The organism is Kribbella pratensis, from assembly GCF_004365355.1.
In the GTDB taxonomy this organism is placed as follows: Bacteria; Actinomycetota; Actinomycetes; order Propionibacteriales; family Kribbellaceae; genus Kribbella.
In genome coordinates this window covers 1,779,749-1,799,680 of the sequence record NZ_SODP01000001.1, presented here as the reverse complement: position 1 = coordinate 1,799,680, position 19,932 = coordinate 1,779,749, and the positions used below count along the sequence as shown (strand labels likewise).

Annotated in this window: 18 protein-coding genes; 11 read left to right on the top strand and 7 right to left on the bottom strand. The window is 69.4% G+C overall.

Annotation, left to right across the window (positions count from 1 at the left end; all coding sequences use genetic code 11):
• Positions 1-21: 21 nt before the first annotated feature.
• The 3 genes from EV653_RS08455 to EV653_RS08445 form a co-directional block, all read right to left on the bottom strand.
• On the bottom strand, positions 22-888 hold the full coding sequence (locus tag EV653_RS08455; protein WP_134099755.1) for a P1 family peptidase: 867 nt from the start codon (positions 886-888) through the stop codon (positions 22-24).
• Positions 889-913: 25 nt separating this feature from the next.
• Positions 914-2,110: an L-2-hydroxyglutarate oxidase gene (gene lhgO, locus EV653_RS08450; RefSeq protein WP_238159629.1), complete on the bottom strand. Its 1,197-nt coding sequence runs from the start codon at positions 2,108-2,110 to the stop codon at positions 914-916.
• Positions 2,111-2,352: 242 nt separating this feature from the next.
• On the bottom strand, positions 2,353-3,399 hold the full coding sequence (locus tag EV653_RS08445; RefSeq protein WP_134099749.1) for a substrate-binding domain-containing protein: 1,047 nt from the start codon (positions 3,397-3,399) through the stop codon (positions 2,353-2,355).
• A 110-nt stretch (positions 3,400-3,509) separates the two neighbouring features.
• Here EV653_RS08445 and EV653_RS08440 point away from each other — a divergent pair, with 110 nt between their 5' ends.
• From EV653_RS08440 to EV653_RS08420, 5 genes are all read left to right on the top strand, one after another.
• Positions 3,510-3,905 carry a MarR family winged helix-turn-helix transcriptional regulator gene (locus EV653_RS08440; RefSeq protein ID WP_134099746.1) on the top strand — a complete coding sequence of 132 codons (396 nt, stop codon included), beginning with the start codon at positions 3,510-3,512 and terminating at the stop codon, positions 3,903-3,905.
• Between the two features lie 101 nt (positions 3,906-4,006).
• Positions 4,007-5,656, top strand: coding sequence for a purine-cytosine permease family protein (locus tag EV653_RS08435; RefSeq protein WP_134099743.1), 1,650 nt, complete (start codon positions 4,007-4,009; stop codon positions 5,654-5,656).
• 179 nt (positions 5,657-5,835) lie between these two features.
• The gene (locus tag EV653_RS08430) at positions 5,836-6,138 is read left to right on the top strand and encodes an urease subunit gamma (RefSeq protein ID WP_134099741.1); all 303 of its coding nucleotides are present in this window, start codon (positions 5,836-5,838) and stop codon (positions 6,136-6,138) included.
• Between the two features lie 11 nt (positions 6,139-6,149).
• Positions 6,150-6,578, top strand: a complete 429-nt coding sequence (gene ureB / locus EV653_RS08425; RefSeq protein ID WP_134099738.1) for an urease subunit beta — start codon at positions 6,150-6,152, stop codon at positions 6,576-6,578.
• Entirely contained in the window at positions 6,571-8,274 is a 1,704-nt protein-coding gene (locus tag EV653_RS08420; protein ID WP_134099735.1) for an urease subunit alpha, read from the top strand. Before ureB ends, EV653_RS08420 begins: the two co-directional genes overlap by 8 nt.
• Here EV653_RS08420 and EV653_RS41030 read toward each other — a convergent pair.
• On the bottom strand, positions 8,253-8,480 hold the full coding sequence (locus EV653_RS41030) for a hypothetical protein (RefSeq protein WP_166679240.1): 228 nt from the start codon (positions 8,478-8,480) through the stop codon (positions 8,253-8,255). The two genes, EV653_RS08420 and EV653_RS41030, sit on opposite strands and share 22 nt — an antisense overlap.
• Between EV653_RS41030 and EV653_RS08410 the strand changes: the two genes are divergently transcribed.
• The 4 genes from EV653_RS08410 (at position 8,469) to EV653_RS08395 (ending at position 13,539) form a co-directional block, all read left to right on the top strand.
• A complete protein-coding gene (locus EV653_RS08410) occupies positions 8,469-9,326 on the top strand; it encodes an urease accessory protein UreF (RefSeq protein ID WP_238159804.1) in 858 nt (285 codons plus the stop codon). The two genes, EV653_RS41030 and EV653_RS08410, sit on opposite strands and share 12 nt — an antisense overlap.
• Positions 9,319-10,026 (top strand): urease accessory protein UreG, encoded by a 708-nt coding sequence (ureG, locus tag EV653_RS08405; protein WP_134099732.1) that lies wholly within the window; start codon positions 9,319-9,321, stop codon positions 10,024-10,026. The genes EV653_RS08410 and ureG overlap by 8 nt, the downstream gene beginning before the upstream one ends.
• Entirely contained in the window at positions 10,010-10,681 is a 672-nt protein-coding gene (locus tag EV653_RS08400; RefSeq protein WP_134099729.1) for an urease accessory protein UreD, read from the top strand. Before ureG ends, EV653_RS08400 begins: the two co-directional genes overlap by 17 nt.
• A 98-nt stretch (positions 10,682-10,779) precedes the next feature.
• Entirely contained in the window at positions 10,780-13,539 is a 2,760-nt protein-coding gene (locus EV653_RS08395; protein WP_134099727.1) for a helix-turn-helix transcriptional regulator, read from the top strand.
• Here EV653_RS08395 and EV653_RS08390 read toward each other — a convergent pair.
• Both EV653_RS08390 and EV653_RS08385 read right to left on the bottom strand, forming a co-directional pair.
• Positions 13,536-14,273 (bottom strand): SDR family oxidoreductase, encoded by a 738-nt coding sequence (locus tag EV653_RS08390; RefSeq protein ID WP_134099724.1) that lies wholly within the window; start codon positions 14,271-14,273, stop codon positions 13,536-13,538. The two genes, EV653_RS08395 and EV653_RS08390, sit on opposite strands and share 4 nt — an antisense overlap.
• 19 nt (positions 14,274-14,292) lie before the next feature.
• Positions 14,293-15,762 carry an MFS transporter gene (locus EV653_RS08385; RefSeq protein ID WP_166679317.1) on the bottom strand — a complete coding sequence of 490 codons (1,470 nt, stop codon included), beginning with the start codon at positions 15,760-15,762 and terminating at the stop codon, positions 14,293-14,295.
• Positions 15,763-15,917: 155 nt separating this feature from the next.
• Here EV653_RS08385 and EV653_RS08380 point away from each other — a divergent pair, with 155 nt between their 5' ends.
• Positions 15,918-17,252, top strand: a complete 1,335-nt coding sequence (locus tag EV653_RS08380) for a dihydrolipoyl dehydrogenase family protein (RefSeq protein ID WP_134099718.1) — start codon at positions 15,918-15,920, stop codon at positions 17,250-17,252.
• Positions 17,253-17,263: 11 nt separating this feature from the next.
• Here the strand turns inward: EV653_RS08380 and EV653_RS08375 are convergent, their stop codons facing one another.
• Positions 17,264-17,776: a DUF5134 domain-containing protein gene (locus tag EV653_RS08375; RefSeq protein WP_134099715.1), complete on the bottom strand. Its 513-nt coding sequence runs from the start codon at positions 17,774-17,776 to the stop codon at positions 17,264-17,266.
• A 113-nt stretch (positions 17,777-17,889) separates the two neighbouring features.
• Between EV653_RS08375 and EV653_RS08370 the strand changes: the two genes are divergently transcribed.
• Positions 17,890-19,923, top strand: a complete 2,034-nt coding sequence (locus EV653_RS08370) for a cytochrome c oxidase assembly protein (protein WP_134099712.1) — start codon at positions 17,890-17,892, stop codon at positions 19,921-19,923.
• Positions 19,924-19,932 lie beyond the last annotated feature (9 nt).

Here is a 19,932-nt window from a genome sequence, read left to right as displayed (position 1 = left end):
TTGCCCCGGTGTGACGTTTTCTCAGCCCGCGACGCTGCGTACGGCGTCGGTGACACAGGCGAGGGCCAGCAGCCGAACGATGTCGATGTGAGCCTCGACCTGGCCGGTCGAAGCCGCAACGAATCCGTCGCCGTCGAACTGGGTGTGAGGTGGAGTGATCGCCCGGGCCAGGCCGTCATGCGCGCCCTGGGCAACGACCCGGCAGCCGACCTTGTCGAGGCGGGCGTTGGTGACCACGATCCCGATCGTCGTGTGCGCCCGGCTCTCGCTGAACTCGAACGGCTGCGCCAGCACCCGGACGGCATCGAACGACACGCTCGCCCTGCCGTCGTCGACGTCGCCGAAGGCGTTCACCACGGCCAGGCAGGCCACGACGAGCTCGCCGAGCCGGTGTTCGGCGTACCCGAGCCCACCGGGCCGCCGACCGTCCGGCCCGCGCCAATGACCGACGTACGCCCCGGTCCCCGCTCCGACCTGCCCCTGCAGGACCTGCTCACCCTTGCATGCCTGGGCCGCCGCATAACCGGCGTCACCATCGGGCGCCGCCGACGGATCTCCGGCGGTCAGATCGAAGAGCGCCAAGGTCGGCACGATCGGTACTGCGCCCGCGGGCGTCTGCACGCCGCGACCGAGTTCGCGGTAGTACCGCATGACACCGTCCGCGGCCGCCAGGCCGAACGCCGATCCGCCGGTCAGTACGACGCCGTCGATCGTGCTGACCGCCTTGCCCGGCTCGAGCAGCTCCAGCTCCCGAGACGCCGGCGCGCCGCCACGCGCCTCGTACGACGCGACCGTTCCCTCCGGTAGATCAATCACCGTGCAGCCGGTGCGGCCGTCGAAGTCGCTCCAATGCCCGACCCGGACCCCGGGTATCGCGAACGTCGCCACGACACCAACGTCGCATACCAGGCGGTCAGGCGCGGTCGGCGGACAGTTCCTCGGCGATGCGGTTGCCGATGACCAGGCAGGCGGTCGCGGCGGGTGAGGGTGCGTTGAGGACGTGCAGGGCGCGGCCGTCGCGGAGGAACAGGAAGTCGTCGACGAGTTTGCCCTCACGGGTGACGGCCTGGGCGCGGACGCCGGCGCCGGAGCGGCGTACGTCCTTGACCTCCAGCTCGGGGAGCATGCGGCGGGCCTCCCGAACCAGGGCGCGGCCGGTGAGCGAGCGGACGATCTCCTTCGCGCCGGTCCGCGCGTACCGGCGGGCCAGGCGCCACGTACCTCGGTACGCAGCTGCCTCCCAGACGTCCTTCGGAGCGATCTTCGACCAGCTGTAGCCTTCGCGCGACAGTGCGGGTACCGCGTTGGGGCCGACGTGGACGCCTCCGTCAATACCGCGGGTCAGGTGAACGCCGAGGAAGGGCAGGTCGGGGTCGGGCACCGGATAGACCAGGCCCTTCACCAGGAAGTCGCGCTCCGGAACGATCTCGCTGAACTCGCCGCGGAACGGCAGGATGCGCACCCCCGGCTCGAGCCCGGACGCACGCGCGAGCCGGTCGCTGTGCAAGCCGGCGCACACGGCGACACGCTCGGCCTCGATCACCTCGTCCGTCGTCCGCACTCGCGCGATGGAGCCCGCATTCTCGACCGAGGTCACCGAGATTCCGGTGCGAATCTCTCCGCCCGCGGCCTTGACGTCCTCAGCGAGCGCGGCGGCAACCAGTTTGAAGTCCACGCGGCCGGTGGAGTCGACGGCCAGGGCGCCCTTGACGCGGAGGTGCGGTTCACGTTCGGCCACCTCGTCGAGGGTCAGCCGGCGGACCGGTACGCCGTTCTCCTGGCCGATGCCGAACAGCCGATCGAGCTGCGGTAACTCGGCCTCGGACGTGGCCACGACGAGCTTGCCGGGGACATCGAGCGGGATCCCCTTCTCCTCGCAGTACTCCTTCAGCGCCGCCCCACCGGCCACGGCGAACCGCGCCTTGAGCGAGCCGGGCCGGTAGTACAGGCCGGAGTGCACGACGCCGGAGTTGTGCCCGGTCTGATGCGCGCCGACCGACGGCTCCTTCTCCAGCACGACAACCGGCGTACCAGGATCACGCTGCTGCAGGGCACGCGCCACCGCCAGCCCGACAATCCCCCCACCAACCACCACCGCTGATCTCGTCACGCTGTAAAGAGGTCCTTCCGGTCGCCAGAAATACATCCATCGGATGACAGCCAGTCCGCGGCAAGCCAGCGAGTGCCATCGAAGCGTCCAGCCCGATCTACTGGTATCGCCCGTTCCAGTTTGGTGGGTGCACCCACCAAAGCGGGGGTTAGCCACCCTGAATATGGTTGGCCAACCCCCAGTTTGGTGGGTGCACCCACCAAACGCCGGGCGCAGGGTCGGCCGAGGCCCCGGCTTCGAGGTTAGTGCGTGTGGGCGATCTGTTCCTCGATGCGGAACTGCAGGCCGTCGGCGGCGGCGAGGTACACGTCCTGGTCGACGAGGTTGCCGTCGAGGCGGAGTAAGCCGCGAGGGCTGTCGTAGAAGTGGTCGGTGGGGAGTGCCGCGGACATTTCGATGGAGCCGCTGATCTCGCCGAGGCGAGCCAGGAAGCGGATGGCCTCGTAGCAGGATTCGCCGACCGCGTTGAGCGCGGGCGCGAACGGGCCGAAGCGGGTGTAGTACTGCTGGGCGAACTCGCTGCTCTCCACCGTCGACAGACCGTCGAAGTACGCAGCAGCCGCGTAAACACCATGGTTCGCGCCCGGCCCGGCTCCAAGCAGCGTGTTCTCCTCGATCGCCGTGCTGAGGCGGAGCAGGTCCTCACTCAGCCCGGCGCGGGCGAACTGACGGTTGAAATGAACCGCGTCCTGACCCATCAGCAGCATGATCACGCCGTCGGCTTTTGTTGCCTTGAGCCCGTTGATCACCTCCGTGAAGTCAGAAGTGCCGAGGGCAACATAAGCCGACTCGACGATGTCCAACGCTTCCTGCGCAACGGATCCGGTCACCCGCGGATACACGTAGTCGTTGCCGACGACAACCCATCGCCGGGCGCCGTGATGTTCACGGAGCCAGCGCGCTGCCGGCAACAACTGGTTGACCGGACGCTCGCCGAGCATGAACACCCCGGGCGTGTCGTCGCCGCCTTCGTGCATCGCGGCGAACGCATACACGACCCGCCCACCGATCCGTCGCGTCAGCGCCACGCGTACTGCGGAGATGTGCCAGCCGGCCACCGCCTCGACCCGCCCGGAATCGACCAGCCGCCCGACCTCCTCGGCGACCACCTCAGGGGAACGACCGGCATCGACCTGCACCAGCTCGACCCGGCGTCCGGCGATGCCGTTACGCGCGTTCAACTGCTCGACAGCCAGCTGACCGCACGCGAGACACGATGGCCCGTAGATCCCGGTCGGACCCTGCAGCGGCACCACGAAAGCGATCGGCAGTACGTCGGAACGCCGCACGATCACCTCCTCGTCGCCGTACGGGCGAAACCTCAGTGTGAACGAATCGGAGGCGGAACTTCGAGCGAACAGCTATATTTCCCAGCACCTGAACCGACGAGGGGGTGCGGATGGCGTCGAGCCTGCTCCTGCTGCTGAAGCGGGTCGAGCGGGAGATCGAGCTCGGTCTGGCTCCGCTGCTCGACGAGTTCGGGCTGACGATCGAGCAGTGGCGGATCATGGCCGCGCTGCACGAGGAGCCCGGTCAGCCGATGTCGCTGCTCGCGGAGTCCGCCGTACTGCCGGCCGCGAGCCTGACCCGGCACGTCGACAAGCTGGTCGAACGCGGACTCGTGCTGCGCCGCGTGCATCCGGACGACAAGCGCCGGATCGTCACCGCCCTCTCCCCCGTCGGCGCGACCGTCGCCGACCGCCTCGGCACCGCGCAGCACGCCCTCGAGGCCGAGCTCCCAGATTACTTCCAGATGGAAATACACGAACGTAGCGGATCGGCAACACACAGGTAACACGGCGTTCCTAGGTTCCTTCCATTCGGGTGCATCCCCGCCGGCAGCGTCGCCGGTACGCCGGAGCACCGCTCGCCCGAAGGTGCCGCAGGAGTTCCGCCATGACTGTTGAACCCTCGCTCGACCCCGCGCTCGATCAGGGCAGCCCCGCTGCGCCGAGTCAGAACACCGCGACGCGCGAGACCCTGGAGGACTACACGCTCCGGTTCGCGCCGCGCAGCTACCGCAAGTGGTCCACCGGTGTGGTCGCCGTCTCGGCGCTCGGCGGGATCGCGTACCTTGCCGACTTCGCGATCGGCGCGAACATCGGCATCTCGTACGGGACGACCAACGCGCTGTGGGGTATCGCGATCTTCGCGGTGGTCATCTTCGCGACCGGTCTGCCACTGGCGTACTACGCCGCGCGCTACAACATCGACCTCGACCTGATCACGCGCGGCAGCGGCTTCGGGTACTACGGCTCGGTCGTGACGAACGTGATCTTCGCGTCGTTCACGTTCATCTTCTTCGCGCTCGAAGGCTCGATCATGGCGCAGGGCCTGCACCTCGGGCTGCATGTGCCGCTCTGGCTCGGGTACGCCGTGTCCACCCTCGTGATCTTCCCGCTGGTGATCTACGGGATGAAGGTGTTGTCGACGCTGCAGGTGTGGACGACGCCGCTCTGGCTGATCCTGATGGTGCTGCCTTTCGGCTATCTGGTTGTCTCGCACCCGTCCTCGGTGTCGACGTTCTTCGACTACGGTCCGGACGCCGACTTCGGATCGATGCTGCTCGCGGCCGGTGTCTGTCTGTCGCTGATCGCGCAGATCGCGGAGCAGATCGACTACCTGCGGTTCATGCCGCCGAAGACCCCCGAGAACTCCCGCCGCTGGTGGACGGCCGTACTGCTCGCCGGCCCCGGCTGGGTGATCTTCGGCGCGCTCAAGCAGATCATCGGGCTGTTCCTTGCCGTCTACATCATCGCCCGCGTCGACGGCGGCACCGCGATCGCGAACCAGCCGGTGCACCAGTTCCTGGAGATCTACCGCGACTTCCTGCCGGGATGGCTGGCGATGACGCTGGCCGTCGTACTCGTCGTCATCAGCCAGGTCAAGATCAACGTGACCAACGCGTACTCCGGTTCGCTCGCCTGGACGAACTCGTACACGCGGCTGACCCGGCACTACCCCGGCCGGCTGGTGTTCCTCGGGTTCAACCTGGTGATCGCGCTGGTGCTGATGGAGGCGAACATGTTCGACTTCCTCAACACCATCCTCGGCTTCTACGCGAACTGCGGGATGGCGTGGATCGTGGTCGTTGCCTCCGACATCGTCTTCAACAAGTACCTGCTGAAGCTGTCCCCGAAGGCGCCTGAATTCCGCCGCGGCATGCTGTACGCCGTCAACCCGGTCGGCTTCGTCTCGATGGCGGCGGCCGCGGGCGTCTCGATCCTGGTCTTCTTCGGCGGCCTCGGCGACACGATCAAGCCGTACTCACCACTGGTCGCGATCGGCCTGGCCCTGGTCCTGCCACCCGTCCTCGCGATCATCACCCGCGGCAAGTACTACCTCCGCCGTTTGGACGACGGCCTGGACCTGCCCATGTACGACGAACACGGCAACCCGTCCGGCGAAGTACTCACCTGCCACGTCTGCCGCCAGGACTACGAACGCCCCGACATGACCGCCTGCCAAACCCACGCCGCCGCCGTCTGCTCCCTATGCCTGAGCACGGACAAGGTCTCCGACCACGTCCTACCCGCCCACTCCTGATCCATGCAGCGCCTCGCGGCCTGCCATGATGCAGGTTGGGGAGGATTTCACCCCCGATTCGGTGCAAGATCCTCCCCAACCTGCACCCGAATGTCTCAGCAGGCCAGTGCCGAGCTCTGAAGGGAGCCAAGCGGCGGTTGATCTCGCCTTGACGACGGGCGACCCCGCAACCTCACACCATGAACTTCACTCCAGCTGATGTTGAGAAGCTGCTGCTCTCCGTGGCCGGCATGGTTGCTCGTGACCGGCTGGCGCGGGGGGTGCTGCTGAACCACCCGGAGGCGGTGGCGTTGCTGAGCACCTGGGTGATCGAGCGGGCACGTGAGGGTGCTCGCGTCTCCGAGCTGATGGAGAGCGGACGCCTGGTGCTTACTCGGGATCAGGTGATGCCCGGGGTCGCGGAGCTCCTGCATGACGTGCAGGTCGAGGCGACGTTCCCGGACGGCCGGAAGCTCGTGACTATCCACAACCCCATCATCTGAAGGCAGATTCCATGGCTGACGCCGATAGACTTAGCACGGAAGGACAGGGGGCGGCGGGGCGCTCGGTCGCACCTGGTGCACTTCGTGTCGCGCCCGGCACGATCCGACTGAACGCCGACCGCACGGACGCTGAGCGTCAGCGGCTGGTGATCGTGAACACCGGCGACCGGCCAATCCAGATCGGGTCGCATCTGCACCTGCCCGATGCCAACGCGTCGCTCGCCTTCGACCGGGAGGCCGCACAAGGGTTCCGGCTCGACATACCGTCCGGGACGTCGCAGCGGTTCGAGCCCGGCGCCTCCCGCGAGGTGGACTTGGTGGCGCTGAGGGGCAACCGCCGGGTGCCGGGGATCCAGCTGAAGCCGGCCGGCGCCGACAGCCTCGGCGGGGTAGATCGTCTCGGCGAGGTAGACCGTCTCGGCGAGGTGGATCGTGGTTGAGATTTCGCGGGCGGCGTACGCGGCGTTGTACGGACCTACTGTCGGGGATCAGGTTCGGTTGGCTGATACCGACTTGTGGGTGGAGGTTGAGCAGGACTTCACCGTCGGCGGCGAGGAGGTGGTGTTCGGGGGCGGGAAGTCGATCCGGGAGTCGATGGCGCAGGGTACGGCGACGCGGGCCGATGGTGCGCCGGACACGGTGATCACGAACGTGCTCGTCGTGGACTGGTGGGGCATCGTGCGCGCCGACGTCGGGATCCGCGACGGCCGCATCGTCGCGCTGGGTCGTGCCGGGAATCCGGACATCGCGGACGGCGTACACCCCGACCTCCGCATCGGCCCGTCCACCGACGTGATCGCCGGCGAGGGTCGCATCCTCACCGCCGGCGCGATCGACTCGCACGTCCACCTGCTCTCCCCGTCGCAACTGCACGAGGCTCTCGCGACCGGGATCACCACGATCGTCGGCGGCGGGACCGGGCCGAGCGAGGGTTCCAAGGCGACGACAGTCACGCCCGGCGCGTGGCACCTTGAGCAGATACATCGCGCGCTGGATGCCGTACCGCTCAACATCCTGCTGCTGGGCAAGGGGAACACGGTCAGCGCGGAGGCCCTCGCGGAGCAGGCTCTCGCGGGGGCGGCCGGCTACAAGGTCCACGAGGACTGGGGCTCGACCCCGGCCGCGATCGACTCCGCACTGCGCGCCGCGGACGAGTGGGGCCTGCAGGTCGCGCTGCATGCGGACAGCCTCAACGAGGCCGGGTACGTCGAGTCGACGCTCGGCGCGATCGCGGGCCGGTCGATCCACGCGTTCCACGTCGAGGGCGCGGGCGGTGGTCACGCGCCGGACATCCTCTCGATCGCGGCGTACCCGCATGTCATTCCCGGATCAACCAACCCGACCCTGCCGCACACCGTGAACACGGTCGCCGAGCACCTCGACATGCTGATGGTCTGTCACCACCTCAGCCCGGACGTGCCGGAGGACCTCGCGTTCGCGGAGTCGCGGATCCGGGCCACCACGATCGCGGCCGAGGACATCCTGCACGACCTCGGCGCGCTCTCGATCACCTCGTCGGACGCGCAGGCGATGGGCCGGATCGGCGAGGTGATCACCCGCACCTGGCAGGTCGCGCACGTGATGAAGCACCGCCGCGGCGCGCTCGCCGGCGAGCTTCCCGCCGACAACGAGCGGGTACGCCGGTACGTCGCCAAGTACACGATCAACCCGGCTGTTGCCCACGGCATCGATCACGAGGTCGGCTCGGTGGAAGCCGGCAAGCTGGCCGATCTCACGCTCTGGGATCCGCGGTACTTCGGGGTCCGCCCGAGCCTGGTGATCAAGGGCGGCGCGATCGCGTGGGCGGCGCTCGGCGACCCGAACGCGTCGATCCCGACGCCGCAGCCGGTGCTGATGCGGCCGGCGTTCGGGGACGCGATCGGTGCGGATCTGTCGTATACGTTCGTGTCGCCCGCGGCGCTGGAGGACGGGCTGGCTGAACGGCTGCAGTTGCGCCGGCGGCTGCTCGGCGTACGGCCGACACGCGAGATCGGCAAGGCGGACATGAAGAACAACAGCGCGCTGCCGAGCATCGAGATCGACCCGGAGACCTTCGCCATCGAGGTCGACGGAGAGCTGGTGGAGCCGTCGCCGGCGGAGGTGCTTCCGCTCGCTCAGTTGTACGCGATGTTCTGATGGGTACGCCGGAGTTGGTCGCGCTGATGCTCGCCGACGGACGCCTGCCGACCGGCGGCCACACCCAGTCGGCCGGCCTCGAGCCCGCCGTACGCGCCGGGCTGGGCGCCGACGGCAAGCAACTGCACGAGGTCCCGGCCTACGCCCGCGACCGCCTCCGCACAGTCACCCGCGTAGACGCGGCCGTCGCGGTCGTGGCCCGCCACGTCGTCCTCACCACCCCCAAACCAGCGAGTCGTGCGGATTGGTCGACACCCCCTTCGCCGAATCGTGAAACCTGGTCGCCAAATCACAACCCCAACTCACGACTCGACGCCGACGGGCTCGAGGCGGCCGAGCCGCCGGGCGGAAGGCCGGGGCGACTGGGACGGTCCGACGAGCTGGGCGCCCCGGGCGGGCCGGTTCGACTGGGCGGGCCGCACGGACTGGGCGCCCCGGGCGGGCCGGTTCGACTGGGCGGGCCGCACGGACTGGGCGGCCTGGGTGGGCCGGTTCGACTGGGCGGGCCGCACGAGCTAGGCGCCCCGGGCGGGCCGGTTCGACTGGGCGGGCCGGACGGGCTGGGCGCCACGGGCGCGCCGGGCTCGCCGGGTGGGCTTGGTGGGTTGGGGGTCGTGGAGAGGGCTTGGGCTGGGCGGACGTCTTCGCATGTGGTGCGGGGGGTGGTTCGGCGGCAGGGGCGGTTGTTGGTGCGGCTTGCGGGGCGGGTTTGGCCGGGGGTTATGGAGTACCTGCCGGCGGATGGCGAGATCGCTCGGCCCGTTGCGCTTGGGGTGGTGGCGGCGGTGACTGGCTTGTCCGCGGAGCAGCTGGCTCGGGTTGTGGCGTACGACGATGCACAGACCGTCGTGTCCGCGTCGATGAAGCTGTTGCCGGTGGACCCCGCCGAGGCCGCGACCTGGCTGGCCGCCCTCCACGACGACATCGAAGAGCTCGTCGCCGAGGTCGCGCCGCTGACCGACGTCGACAAGATCCCCGCCTACGCCGCTCCGCTGATCGACATCCACGCGCAGAAGCACGTGACCGAGAGAATGAGGTTGTTCCATGCCTAAGACCCGCTCCTTCCGGCTGGGTGTCGCCGGCCCGGTCGGCACCGGCAAGAGCTCGCTGATCGCGACGATCTGCCGCGAACTCGCCGACGAGCTCCGCCTGGGCGTGATCACCAACGACATCTACACCGACGAGGACGCCCGCCTGCTGCGCTCCGCCGGCGTACTCGATCCGGACCGGATCCGCGCTGTCGAGACCGGCGCCTGCCCGCACACCGCGATCCGCGACGACGTCACCCCGAACCTGATCGCGGTCGAGGATCTCGAGCGCGACTTCGCCCCGCTGGACGTCGTCCTCGTCGAGTCCGGCGGCGACAACCTGACCGCGACCTTCTCCCCCGCGCTCGTCGACGCGCAGATCTTCGTCCTCGATGTCGCCGGCGGCGGTGACGTCGCGCGTAAGGGCGGACCGGGGATCGCCCGGGCGGATCTGCTCGTCGTCAACAAGACCGACCTCGCGCCGTACGTCGAGGTGGATGTCGAGCAGATGGTGAAGGACGCCGAGGCGGCCCGCGACGGGAAAACCGTCCTCGCGCTCTCCCGGAAAGATCCAGCCTCGGTCGCCAGGCTCAAGGAATGGGTCCGAAACATGACGGCCCACGTAAGCACCGGCGATCACACCCCGGTCGACCCCGGTCCGATGGCGCCGCACTCTCATATCGGCGAGGACGGCAGCGTGATCACTCATGTCCACACGCATTGACGTCACCGCCGACCCGGTCCGGGACCGCTGCCTGCTGACGACCGACCACCTGTCGCCCCGGCGACTGCACGGTCCGCCCGGAGTGGTCCGCGTCGCGCTCGTCGCGGCGGGTGCGCTCCTGCTCGCGGGCGACGAAGTACGCATCGAGGTCGCCGTCTCCGGTCCCACCAGGCTCGAGATCGTAGAGACGGCCGGCACCGTCGCCTACGCGATGCGCGGCGGCTCCGCCCGTTGGGACGTCGACATCCGCCTCACCGACGGCGCCAGCCTCCAGTGGTACGCCGAGCCGTTCGTCGTCTCCGCCGGCGCCGACGTCACCCGTACGACGACCGCACGCCTCGAGACCGGCTGCACCGCCCAGCTGCGCGAGTCCCTCGTCCTCGGACGGTACGGCGAGGTCGGCGGCACACTCCGTACGGCGACCCGCGCCTGGCTCGACGACGGCCTCCTCCTCGCCGAAGACCTCGACCTGTCCCCCGAGACTCGCGGCGGCTGGGCGATCCTCGGGCCGGCCCGTTGCCTCGATACCGTCACCACCCTCGGCTTCCGCCTCCCGGACACGCCGCACACGCTCCAGCTCGAAGGATCCGGCTCGATCGCCCGGCAACTGCTGCACGAGCAACACGAGAGCGATCTGGTCCAGACGCCTGTGTGATGGTCAGCGGGGCTCCGCGGACTTAGTCTGGATCGGTTCGGCAACTGCGGCGTTCCGGAAGTTCGTCGTGGTCTCACCGCTGGGAGGGCGGACGGACGGTGGAGCATGGCGGCGGAGCAGAGGCGGGACGACCCCAACCGACGGCGCTGCTCGGGCGCCGGACCGAACGCGCCGTACTCGACCAGCTACTCGCCGATGTCCGTAACGGCGGCAGCCAGGTGCTCGTCGTCCGCGGAGAGGCCGGGGTCGGGAAGAGCGCGCTGCTGAACTACGCCACCGACTCCGCGCCGGATCTGCGGCTGCTGCGTGCGGTCGGCGTCCAGTCGGAGATGGAGCTGGTGTTCGCTGCTCTGCACCAGCTGTGTATGCCCCTGCTCGACCGGATGAAGCGGATCCCCGAGCCGCAGCGGCGAGCGCTCGCGACGGTCTTCGGACTTGCTCCCGGGCCTGCGCCGGATCGGTTCATGGTCGGGCTCGCCGTACTCAGTCTGATCTCCGATCTCGCCGCCGAGCAGCCGGTGCTGGTCGTCGTCGACGACGCGCAGTGGCTCGACTCCGCGACCGCTCAAACGCTCGGGTTCGTCGCCCGGCGGATCGGGAACGAGGCGGTCGGTCTGCTGTTCGGCGCGCGTGAAGTCGGGGTGGAGCTGAACGGTCTCCCGGACCTGGCGGTCGACGGGCTGCCGGACGACGAGGCGCGCCCATTGCTGGGTTCGGCGGTCGAGTTCCTGCTGGACGCTCCGATCCGGGACCGCATCGTGGCCGAGACCGGTGGCAACCCGCTGGCGTTGCTGCAGTTGCCTCGGGGGCTGACGGCGACCCAGTTGGCGGCCGGGTTCGGTCTGCTGGGCGGGCAGGAGTTGCCGGGGCGGATCGAGCAGAGCTTCCTGCGGCAGGCCGATGCGCTGCCGCCGCCGACGCGGCAGCTGCTGCTGGTCGCCGCGGCCGAGCCCGTGGGCGATCCGGTTCTGGTACGCCGGGCCGCCGATCAGCTCGGGATCGATGCTGCGTTCGCGGAGATCGACGGGCTGTTGAGCCTGGGTGAGCGGGTGACGTTCCGCCATCCGCTGGTGCGGTCGGCCTTGTACGGTTCGGCGTCGGTGACGGAGCGTCGCGCCGTACATCTGGCGCTGGCCGGGGCTACGGATTCGGTCGCTGATCCTGATCGGCGGGCCTGGCATCTGGCTGCGGCCGCGACCGGGCCGGACGAGGCGGTTGCCGTGGAGCTGGAGCGGTCCGCTGATCGGGCGCAGGCGCGCGGTGGGTTCGCGGCGGCCGCGGCGTTCCTGCAGCGGGCGGTCGCGCTGACGCGTGATCCGGTACGCCGTACCGAGCGCGCACTCGCCGGAGCACAGGCGAGCCTGCAGGCCGGCGCGTTCCGGACGGCCTGGGAGCTACTCGCGACGGCGGAGGCAGGCCAGCTCGACGACCTCGGTCGCGCCCGGATCGACCTGCTCCGCGCCGAGGCGGCCTTCGCCCAGCAACGCGGCCGCGACGCCCCGGGCCTTCTGCTGCGCGCCGCCCGTACGCTCGAGCCCCTCGACGCCCGCCTGGCCCGTGACACATACCTCGACGCCTGGAGCGCCGCGCTCTTCGCAGGCCAATTGGCGGCAGGCACCGGCCTCCGCGAGGTCTCCCAAGCCGCGATGGCAGCGCCGCGCCCCGACGCGCCCGAGCGCAGTTCTGATGTGTTGCTGGATGGGTTCGCGTTGTTGTTCGCGACCGGGCGCGAAGCGGCGGTGCCGTTGCTCAAGCAGGCTGCCGGCGCGTTCGGCGACGGGGAGGTCTCGGCCGAGGAGATTCTGCGCTGGGGGTGGCTGGCTACGGCTGCGGCCGCGACTGCGTGGGACATCGAAGCCTGCCTGGCGGCATCCGTCCGGCAGGTGGAGACAGCGCGACGCGCCGGGGCGCTCGCCGTACTCGCGGTCGGCGTCAACGTGCTCGGGCAGGTGTTCGCGATGGCGGGCGACTTCGCCGAAGCGACCTCGCTCCGCGCCGAGGCGGACGCCGTACGCGAGGCCACCGGCACCCACATCGGACCGTACGGCGCGCTCGTGCTGAGCGCGTTGCAAGGACGCCCGGACGACGCGTTCCCGCTGATCGACGACACCATCGCGCGGACGACGGCCGAGGGTCAGGGCACGGCGGCGCAGTACGCGCGCTGGGCGAAAGCCGTCGTCCTGAACGGACTCGGTCACCACGACGAAGCGTTGCCCTGGGCAACTCTTGCCGCCGAGGACACACCGGAACTGTTCGTGTCCTCCTGGGCGCTCAGCGAACAGATCGAAGCCGCCGTACACAGCGGGCACCTCGACGAGGCGGCCGCCGCCCTCGCCCGCCTGCAGGAGAAGACACGCGGCACCGACGAGCCCTGGGGACTCGGCCTCGAAGCACGCGCCCGCGGGCTGGTCCACAAGTCGGAGGAGGCGTATTCGGAGGCGATCGAGCACCTGCACGGCACCCGGCTGCGCCCGGATCTGGCCCGCACCCACCTGCTGTACGGCGAATGGCTGCGTCGGCAGACGCGGCGCGGCGACGCCCGGACCGAGCTGCGGACGGCGTACGAGATGTTCTCCGAGATCGGCATGACCGCCTTCGCCGACCGGGCCCGCCGCGAGTTGCAGGCGACCGGCGAGACGGTACGCCGACGCGCGGCCGCCTCGACCGCGGGCGACGAGCTGACCCCGCAGGAACGCCAGATCGCCCTGCTCGTCCGCGACGGCCTCTCCAACCCCGAAGTCGGCACCCGCCTGTTCCTCAGCCCCCGCACCGTCGAGTGGCACCTCCGGAAGATCTTCGACAAGCTCTCGATCAGCTCCCGCCGCCAACTCCGAGACGCACTACCCGAGGCCGGCTAGCCCGGGATCAGCTGCTGTCCCCCGTCGACGTCGTACGTCGCGCCGGTCAGGGCCGTATTCGTCATCAGGTGGACGACCAGCGCCGCCACGTCCTCGGGGCCGACGACTCTCCCGATCGGCAACGTGGCCCGCAGCTGCGCGCGACGCTCTTCGAGCTGGTCTCCGAGCAGCCGCGCCGACAGCGGCGTGTCGACGAAGCCGGCGGCGACGGTGTTCACCCGGATCGGAGCGATCTCGACGGCCGCGTTCGCCACGATCGCGGATTGCGCGGCCGTCGCGATGGCAGCGAGCATCAGCCCGACTCCCGGCCGCCGCGCGCCCGTACCGCTGATGAACGTCAGCGACCCGCCGGCACGAACCCTGCCGATGCACAACCGCGCGAGCCGCAGCGAGCCGATCAGATGCTGGTTGATGAACCGCTCCGCCTCTCCCAGATCGAGCTCGGCGAGCGGCGCGTAGAACGGACCGCTCCCGCCCATCAGGATGTGGTCGAGCTGCTCGGGCAGCTCGCCGAACACCCGCTCGACGTCCGCCGAATCATCCAGGTCGACAGTCAGCGCACTCTCGGCACCGACCTCGACGGCCGCCTTCTCGAGCCGCTCCCGATCACGTCCGGTGATGACGACCCGCGCCCCGTTCGCACGCGCCAGCCTCGCGGTCTCCAGCCCGATACCGGCACTCCCACCCATCACAACCACGACCTGCCCGGCGAGACTCGGTGTTGGCTCAGACATCGTGCTCTCCTAGTTCGAATCAGTTGGATACCGGTACGGCGCAACCGTGCACGCGAGGTGTCGCCGGAAGCTGAGCGGCGGACGGGCGACCACGGGCGACGAACACCATCGTGATCACCGCGGCGACGACGCTCAACGCTGCCATCACGAGCATGGCCGCCTGGTACCTGTTGGCCAACGGCCCGGCCAGCTCGTCCGAGCCGCCGACGCCCAGCAGCGCGGGGACGAGAGCGATCAGAACGACCCCGCCGACACGCGACGCGGCATCGTTGATCGCCGACGCCTCTCCCAGATCCGCGTCGTCGACAGCGGCCAGGACACCGGCTGTCAACGGAGCGACCGTCAACCCGATGCCGAGACCCCACAACAATGCGCCGGGCAGGATCGCCTGCACATAGCTCTGGCCGGGCTGCGCCGCCGACAGCCAGGCGAACCCACCGGCCACGATCAGGATGCCGATGGCCATCGGCCAACGCGTGCCGACCCTTGCGACCAGACCGCCGACGAACGGCGAGACCAGCAGGAACACAGCCGACTCCGGAATCAGCGCCGCACCCGCCTCGGTGGCGCTGTAACCCAGGCGCAGCTGACACTGCAGGACGACCAGGTAGCTGGCGGCTGACAACGCGCCGTAGAACAGCAGGGTCGCGGCGTTGATCGCGACGAACTGGCGGATCCGGAACAGCGCCGTCCGGAGCATGGGCGCCGCCTGTCTGTTCTCCACCGGAATCAGTGCGACCAGGCAGACCACGCCGACGACAGCCGACAGCAGGACCGGTGCACTGGCCCAGCCTGACGCCGGTCCAGCCGTCAACGCGTAGATCACGCCGCCCAGCCCGACCGCGGTGAGCAAAGCGCCCGCGACGTCGACCGACAGAGGACGTCGTTCACGCGCAACCTCGGGTACGCCGCGCAGTACCCACAGTCCGGCCGCGATCAACGGGACGTTCAGGAGGAACACGTACCGCCACGAGCCGTGGTCGATCAACCAGCCGCCGCCGTACGGGCCGAGCGTCGTACCGAGGGTCGACAGGCCGGCCCAGACGCCGATGCCCTTGGCCCGGTCGGCCGACTGAAGCGTCCCGTTCAGCAACGCAAGACTGCTCGGTACGACGAGCGCACCGCCGGCGCCTTGCACCACGCGCGCCGCGATCAGGGCGCCGCCGTTCGGGGCCGCCGCGCAGCACAGCGACGCGACCAGCATGACGATCAGACCGGCGACGAGAATGCGTCGCCAGCCGAAGTGGTCGGCGAGGGCGCCGGCCAGTAGGAGCAGCGACGCGACGGTGACGAGGTACCCGGTCAGCACCCATTGGAGCTCGCTCACACCGATCTCCAGGTCGCGGCCGATCGCCGGGATCGCGACGTTGATCATGTAGGCGTCGATGAACCCGACCATCGACGCCAGCACGGTCGCGGTGACCAGCAGAACGCCGGCTCTCCCCCGCAACGCGACCAGCCCCGAGCCGGCCACCGCAGGCTCACTCATCCGACCTCCCTGGCATGTCTGCTCCACGATCGAGCCGACGGGCCGCCTTGCGCCACTGTTCCGCTCCCTGGTCGCACCAGACCAGGGACACTCCCTGGCCCGCGCACGGCGTACTCCGCGCGAGCCTGGATCCATCCGAAGGGAGCCCGAATCTGATGGGTGAGTACGACGTGATCGTCCTCGGAGCCGGTGCTCCGGGAGAACACTGCGCGGCGGCGTTGACCAAGGGCGGTGCCAGCGTTGCGATCGTCGAGCGCGAACTGCTCGGTGGCGAGTGCTCCTATTGGGCCTGCATCCCGTCGAAGACCCTGTTGCGGCCCGGCGAGGCACTGGCCGAGGTTCGCGACGTTCCCGGGGCGCGGGAGGCCGTCACCGGATCGCTCGACACACACGCCGCCCTCGGCTGGCGTGACTTCATGGTGTCGAACTACGACGACGCCGGCGCGGTGTCGTGGGCCAAGAGCGTCGGCCTGGAAGTTATGCGCGGACACGGTCGTCTGGCAGGGCCGCATACCGTCGCGGTGGACGACCGGACCCACACGGCCGAGCACATCGTGATCGCGTGCGGTGCCGATCCGGTGATCCCGCCTGTCCCGGGGCTGCGTGAGCTGCCCGGGGTGTGGACGAACCGGGACGTGACCGGGCTGGTCGACGTACCCGACCGGCTGCTCGTCCTCGGCGGCGGGGCTACCGGTGTCGAGATGAGTCAGGCGCTGGCGCGGATGGGATCAACCGTGACCCTGATCGAGCTCGACGACCACCTGATGCCTCGTGAGCCGCGGGCGGTCGGCGAGGCGATCGCGGTCGCGCTGACGGCCGACAAGGTCGACGTACGGACGGGTACCGGTGCGGAGCGCGCGCGCCTCGACGGGGCGACGTACGTACTCGAGCTGAGCGACGGGAGCCAGGTCGAGGGCGACCACGTCCTGGTCGCGACAGGTCGACGTCCGCGGGTCGACAACATCGGGCTGGAGACCGTCGGCATCGTCGCGAATCCGCGCGGTATCGCGGTCGACGACAGGCTCTCGGCCGGACCCAACCTCTGGGCGATCGGTGACGTCACGGGGCTGTGGCAACTGACCCACGTCGGTGAATACCAGGGCCGTGTTGCCGCGAGCAACATTCTCGGCAAGCCGCGGACTGCGGACTACCGAGCGGTGCCGCGCGTCGTCTACAGCTACCCGCAGGCCGCGTCCGTAGGTGACGCCGAGGGACCGTACACGAGCACGATCCAGTTGTCGGGCGTGCCGCGCACGGCGACGTACCTGCGCTCGTACGACACGCAGCCCGGTTTCCTCACCCTGGTCTCCGACGGATCCGTCATCACCGGCGCCTACGCGGTCGGCCCTGAAGCCGGCGAATGGCTCCAGCAAGCAACCCTCGCCATCCGCGCGAGGATCCCGATCCCCGTCCTCCTCGACGTCATCCAGCCCTTCCCCACCTTCTCCGAATCCTTCCTCCAAGCCCTCCGCCAACTAGCCAACGAGTGAGCTTCGCCGCCTCAGAGGGCTGGTGTCATCAGGGCGAGCATGGTGGCCATGCCGGCGCAGGACAGGCCATGGCAGCCGCAGAGGGCTCGGTGGCCAGGGGTGCGGGCGGCGTGGACGAGCCACCAGATGGCGGTGATGACGAGGAGGCCGACGGCGGACCAGCTGAGCAGCGTGGTCCAGGCTTCGCCGGACATCAGGCGGGGCATCGCGGCCAGCATCCACACCATGCCGAGGTTCATGCCGGCATGAGCCATCGCACCGGCGCGCTCGGGGATGGTGTCCAAGCCGGACAGCTGGTAGAAGAAGACGACCGCCAGCCCGCTGAACACCGCCATCTGCGCCCACTGGCCGGTCGCCGCCATCGGCCACCACAGCATCACGAGCATGGCCGGGCTCATCAAGGCATGGCTCACGTCGACGACGGTCTCGATCCCCTGCCAGCGCCTCGTGCTCAGCCGCCAAACGCCGTACAGACCCGTCGCAGCGAAGACCGCGGTCAGGACAATCGTCCAGGCTCCAGTCACCACGCCCCTCTAACTCCAGCCGTCGCAAAGAAGTTCCGCTGCCGGGAACTGTTCCCACAACTCGCTCGTATTCACCAGTTGGGGGTTGTGGCAACCAATCGATCAGGAGTGACGTGGGTACGACGCGCCACCGGCGGTGGCTGATCGGGTACGTCGTCCTGCTGGGCGTACTCGTTCTGGCCGCATCGCTGGTCACCACCGCACTGATGGGCTCGGCGAGCTATCTGCCGATCGCCCGCGACTACCCCGGCCGGCTGACCGGGCTCGTCACGACCTTCGTCCGTGCGGTGGCCGACCTCTCCTCGCTGGTGACGGTCGGCGCCCTCACGTCGGCGCTCGTCGCGGGCAAGGCGCGACCAGTGCGCGAGTCCGGTTCGCGCCGGCAGTTGGAGATCGCGGAGTGGTTCGAGCCGATCGTCGTACGCCGGGCTGCCGCCGTCTGGGTGATCAGCTCCGGCCTCCTGATCGCATTCGACTCGGCCGACTCGAACGGCCTGTCGCTCGGCCGGATCGCCAGCCCGAGCGCGCTCTGGTTCGCGATGTTCTCCGGCGACTTCGGGCGGGCCTGGATGATCACCTGCCTGGCCGCGATCGTGGTCCTGGTCACGAGCGTGGTGACCGTGCGCTGGGTCGCGTACCTGATCGCGCTCTGGGCCGCGCTCGCCGGCTCGCTCGCCCCGGTCGTCGTCGGCCAGGTCCTGGTCGGCCCGCGGCACGACTTCGCCGGCGATTCCGCCGTCTACCAGACAGTCGTCGCGCAACTGCTGCTCGGGCTGGCCGTCGTACAGACGCTCAGGCTCGCCACCGGCCGCCGGAACCGTGCCCTCGACCGCGCTCACTGGCGCAGCGTCGCGATGGTCGGTGCCGCAGTGCTGATCGTGACCGAGGCCGTTCTGCTGTGGTTCAAGCTGGCCGGCTCGTCGCCCTTCGCCTCGGCCACCGGCTGGCTCACGCTGGCCCGGTTGGCGGCTCTGGCGCTGGTTGCCGTCGGCCTGTACTCCGTTGCCGGCAGCAAACTTCCGCTCGGCGCTGTCCTCCTCACCACTGGCACGGCGGCCTTCGTTGCCTGCGGCATCGCGATGACCCGGATTCCCCCACCCCAGTTCTTCGTGCCGACGTCGATCAGTCAGATCTTCTTCGGTTTCGACCTCAGCAAGCCGCCGGCGTTCGCGACGCTGGTCAGCCAGTGGCGTCCGAACCTGCTCTTCGTGGCCGCAGCCGTCGCTGCCATCACCGCCTACCTCGCCGGCGTGATGAGACTCCGCCGCCGTGGTGAGTCGTGGCCGGTCGGCCGGACCATCGCCTGGACGCTCGGCTGGGTGCTGATCGTCGTGGTGACCAGCTCGGGCCTCGGGAAGTACTCCGGCGCAAGCTTCGCGGTCCACATGGCGATGCACATGGCGCTGAGCATGCTGATCCCGATTCCGCTCGTACTCGGTGGACCGCTCACCCTCGCGCTCAATGCCCTGCCCGCCGCGGCGAAGGACGCACAGCCCGGCCCGCACGAGTGGATCGTCGCCGTACTGCACTCCCGGCCGCTCAAGGCGCTCTACCACCCGTTGCTTGTCTTCGGCATCTACATCGGCTCGTACTACGGCCTGTACTTCACCAACGCCTTCGGCACGCTGATGAAGTTCCATTGGGCGCATCAACTGATGAACGCCCACTTCCTGCTCGTCGGTTGCCTGTACTTCGGGCTCGTCATCGGAGTCGACCAGACGCCGCGGAAGCTCCCGTCGCTGGCGAAGCTCGGTTTCCTGTTCGCGGCGATGCCGTTCCACGCGTTCTTCGGGGTCATCCTGATGTCCGACGGCGCGATCATCGGCGACTCGTTCTACCAGCACCTCGAGCTGCCGTGGAAGGTCGATCTCGCGGCCACTCAGCACACCGCGGGCGGCATCGCGTGGGCCGGCGGCGAGATCCCGTTGCTGATCGTCGTCGTGGTGCTGGCACTGCAATGGGCGGTCCAGGACGGGAAGCTTGCCAAACGCATCGATCGCCACCTCGACAGCGGCCTCGACGATTCGTACGACGCCTACAACGCGATGCTCGAGCGCCTCGCCGACCGAACAGCCGACCGAACAGCCGACCGGACCGCGGACCGGACTGCGGACCGGACTGCCGACCGGACCAAGGAGCCTCGGTGACTCTGACCC

Excerpts from the sequence above, each read along its gene's own strand:
- EV653_RS08380 (WP_134099718.1), top strand. The coding sequence starts at position 15,918 with ATGGGTGAGTACGACGTGATCGTCCTCGGAGCCGGTGCTCCGGGAGAA.
- EV653_RS08390 (WP_134099724.1), bottom strand. The coding sequence starts at position 14,273 with ATGTCTGAGCCAACACCGAGTCTCGCCGGGCAGGTCGTGGTTGTGATG.
- EV653_RS08400 (WP_134099729.1), top strand. The coding sequence starts at position 10,010 with ATGTCCACACGCATTGACGTCACCGCCGACCCGGTCCGGGACCGCTGC.
- EV653_RS08385 (WP_166679317.1), bottom strand. The coding sequence starts at position 15,762 with ATGAGTGAGCCTGCGGTGGCCGGCTCGGGGCTGGTCGCGTTGCGGGGG.
- ureB (WP_134099738.1), top strand. The coding sequence starts at position 6,150 with ATGGCTGACGCCGATAGACTTAGCACGGAAGGACAGGGGGCGGCGGGG.
- EV653_RS08435 (WP_134099743.1), top strand. The coding sequence starts at position 4,007 with ATGACTGTTGAACCCTCGCTCGACCCCGCGCTCGATCAGGGCAGCCCC.
- EV653_RS08430 (WP_134099741.1), top strand. The coding sequence starts at position 5,836 with ATGAACTTCACTCCAGCTGATGTTGAGAAGCTGCTGCTCTCCGTGGCC.
- ureG (WP_134099732.1), top strand. The coding sequence starts at position 9,319 with ATGCCTAAGACCCGCTCCTTCCGGCTGGGTGTCGCCGGCCCGGTCGGC.
- EV653_RS08440 (WP_134099746.1), top strand. The coding sequence starts at position 3,510 with ATGGCGTCGAGCCTGCTCCTGCTGCTGAAGCGGGTCGAGCGGGAGATC.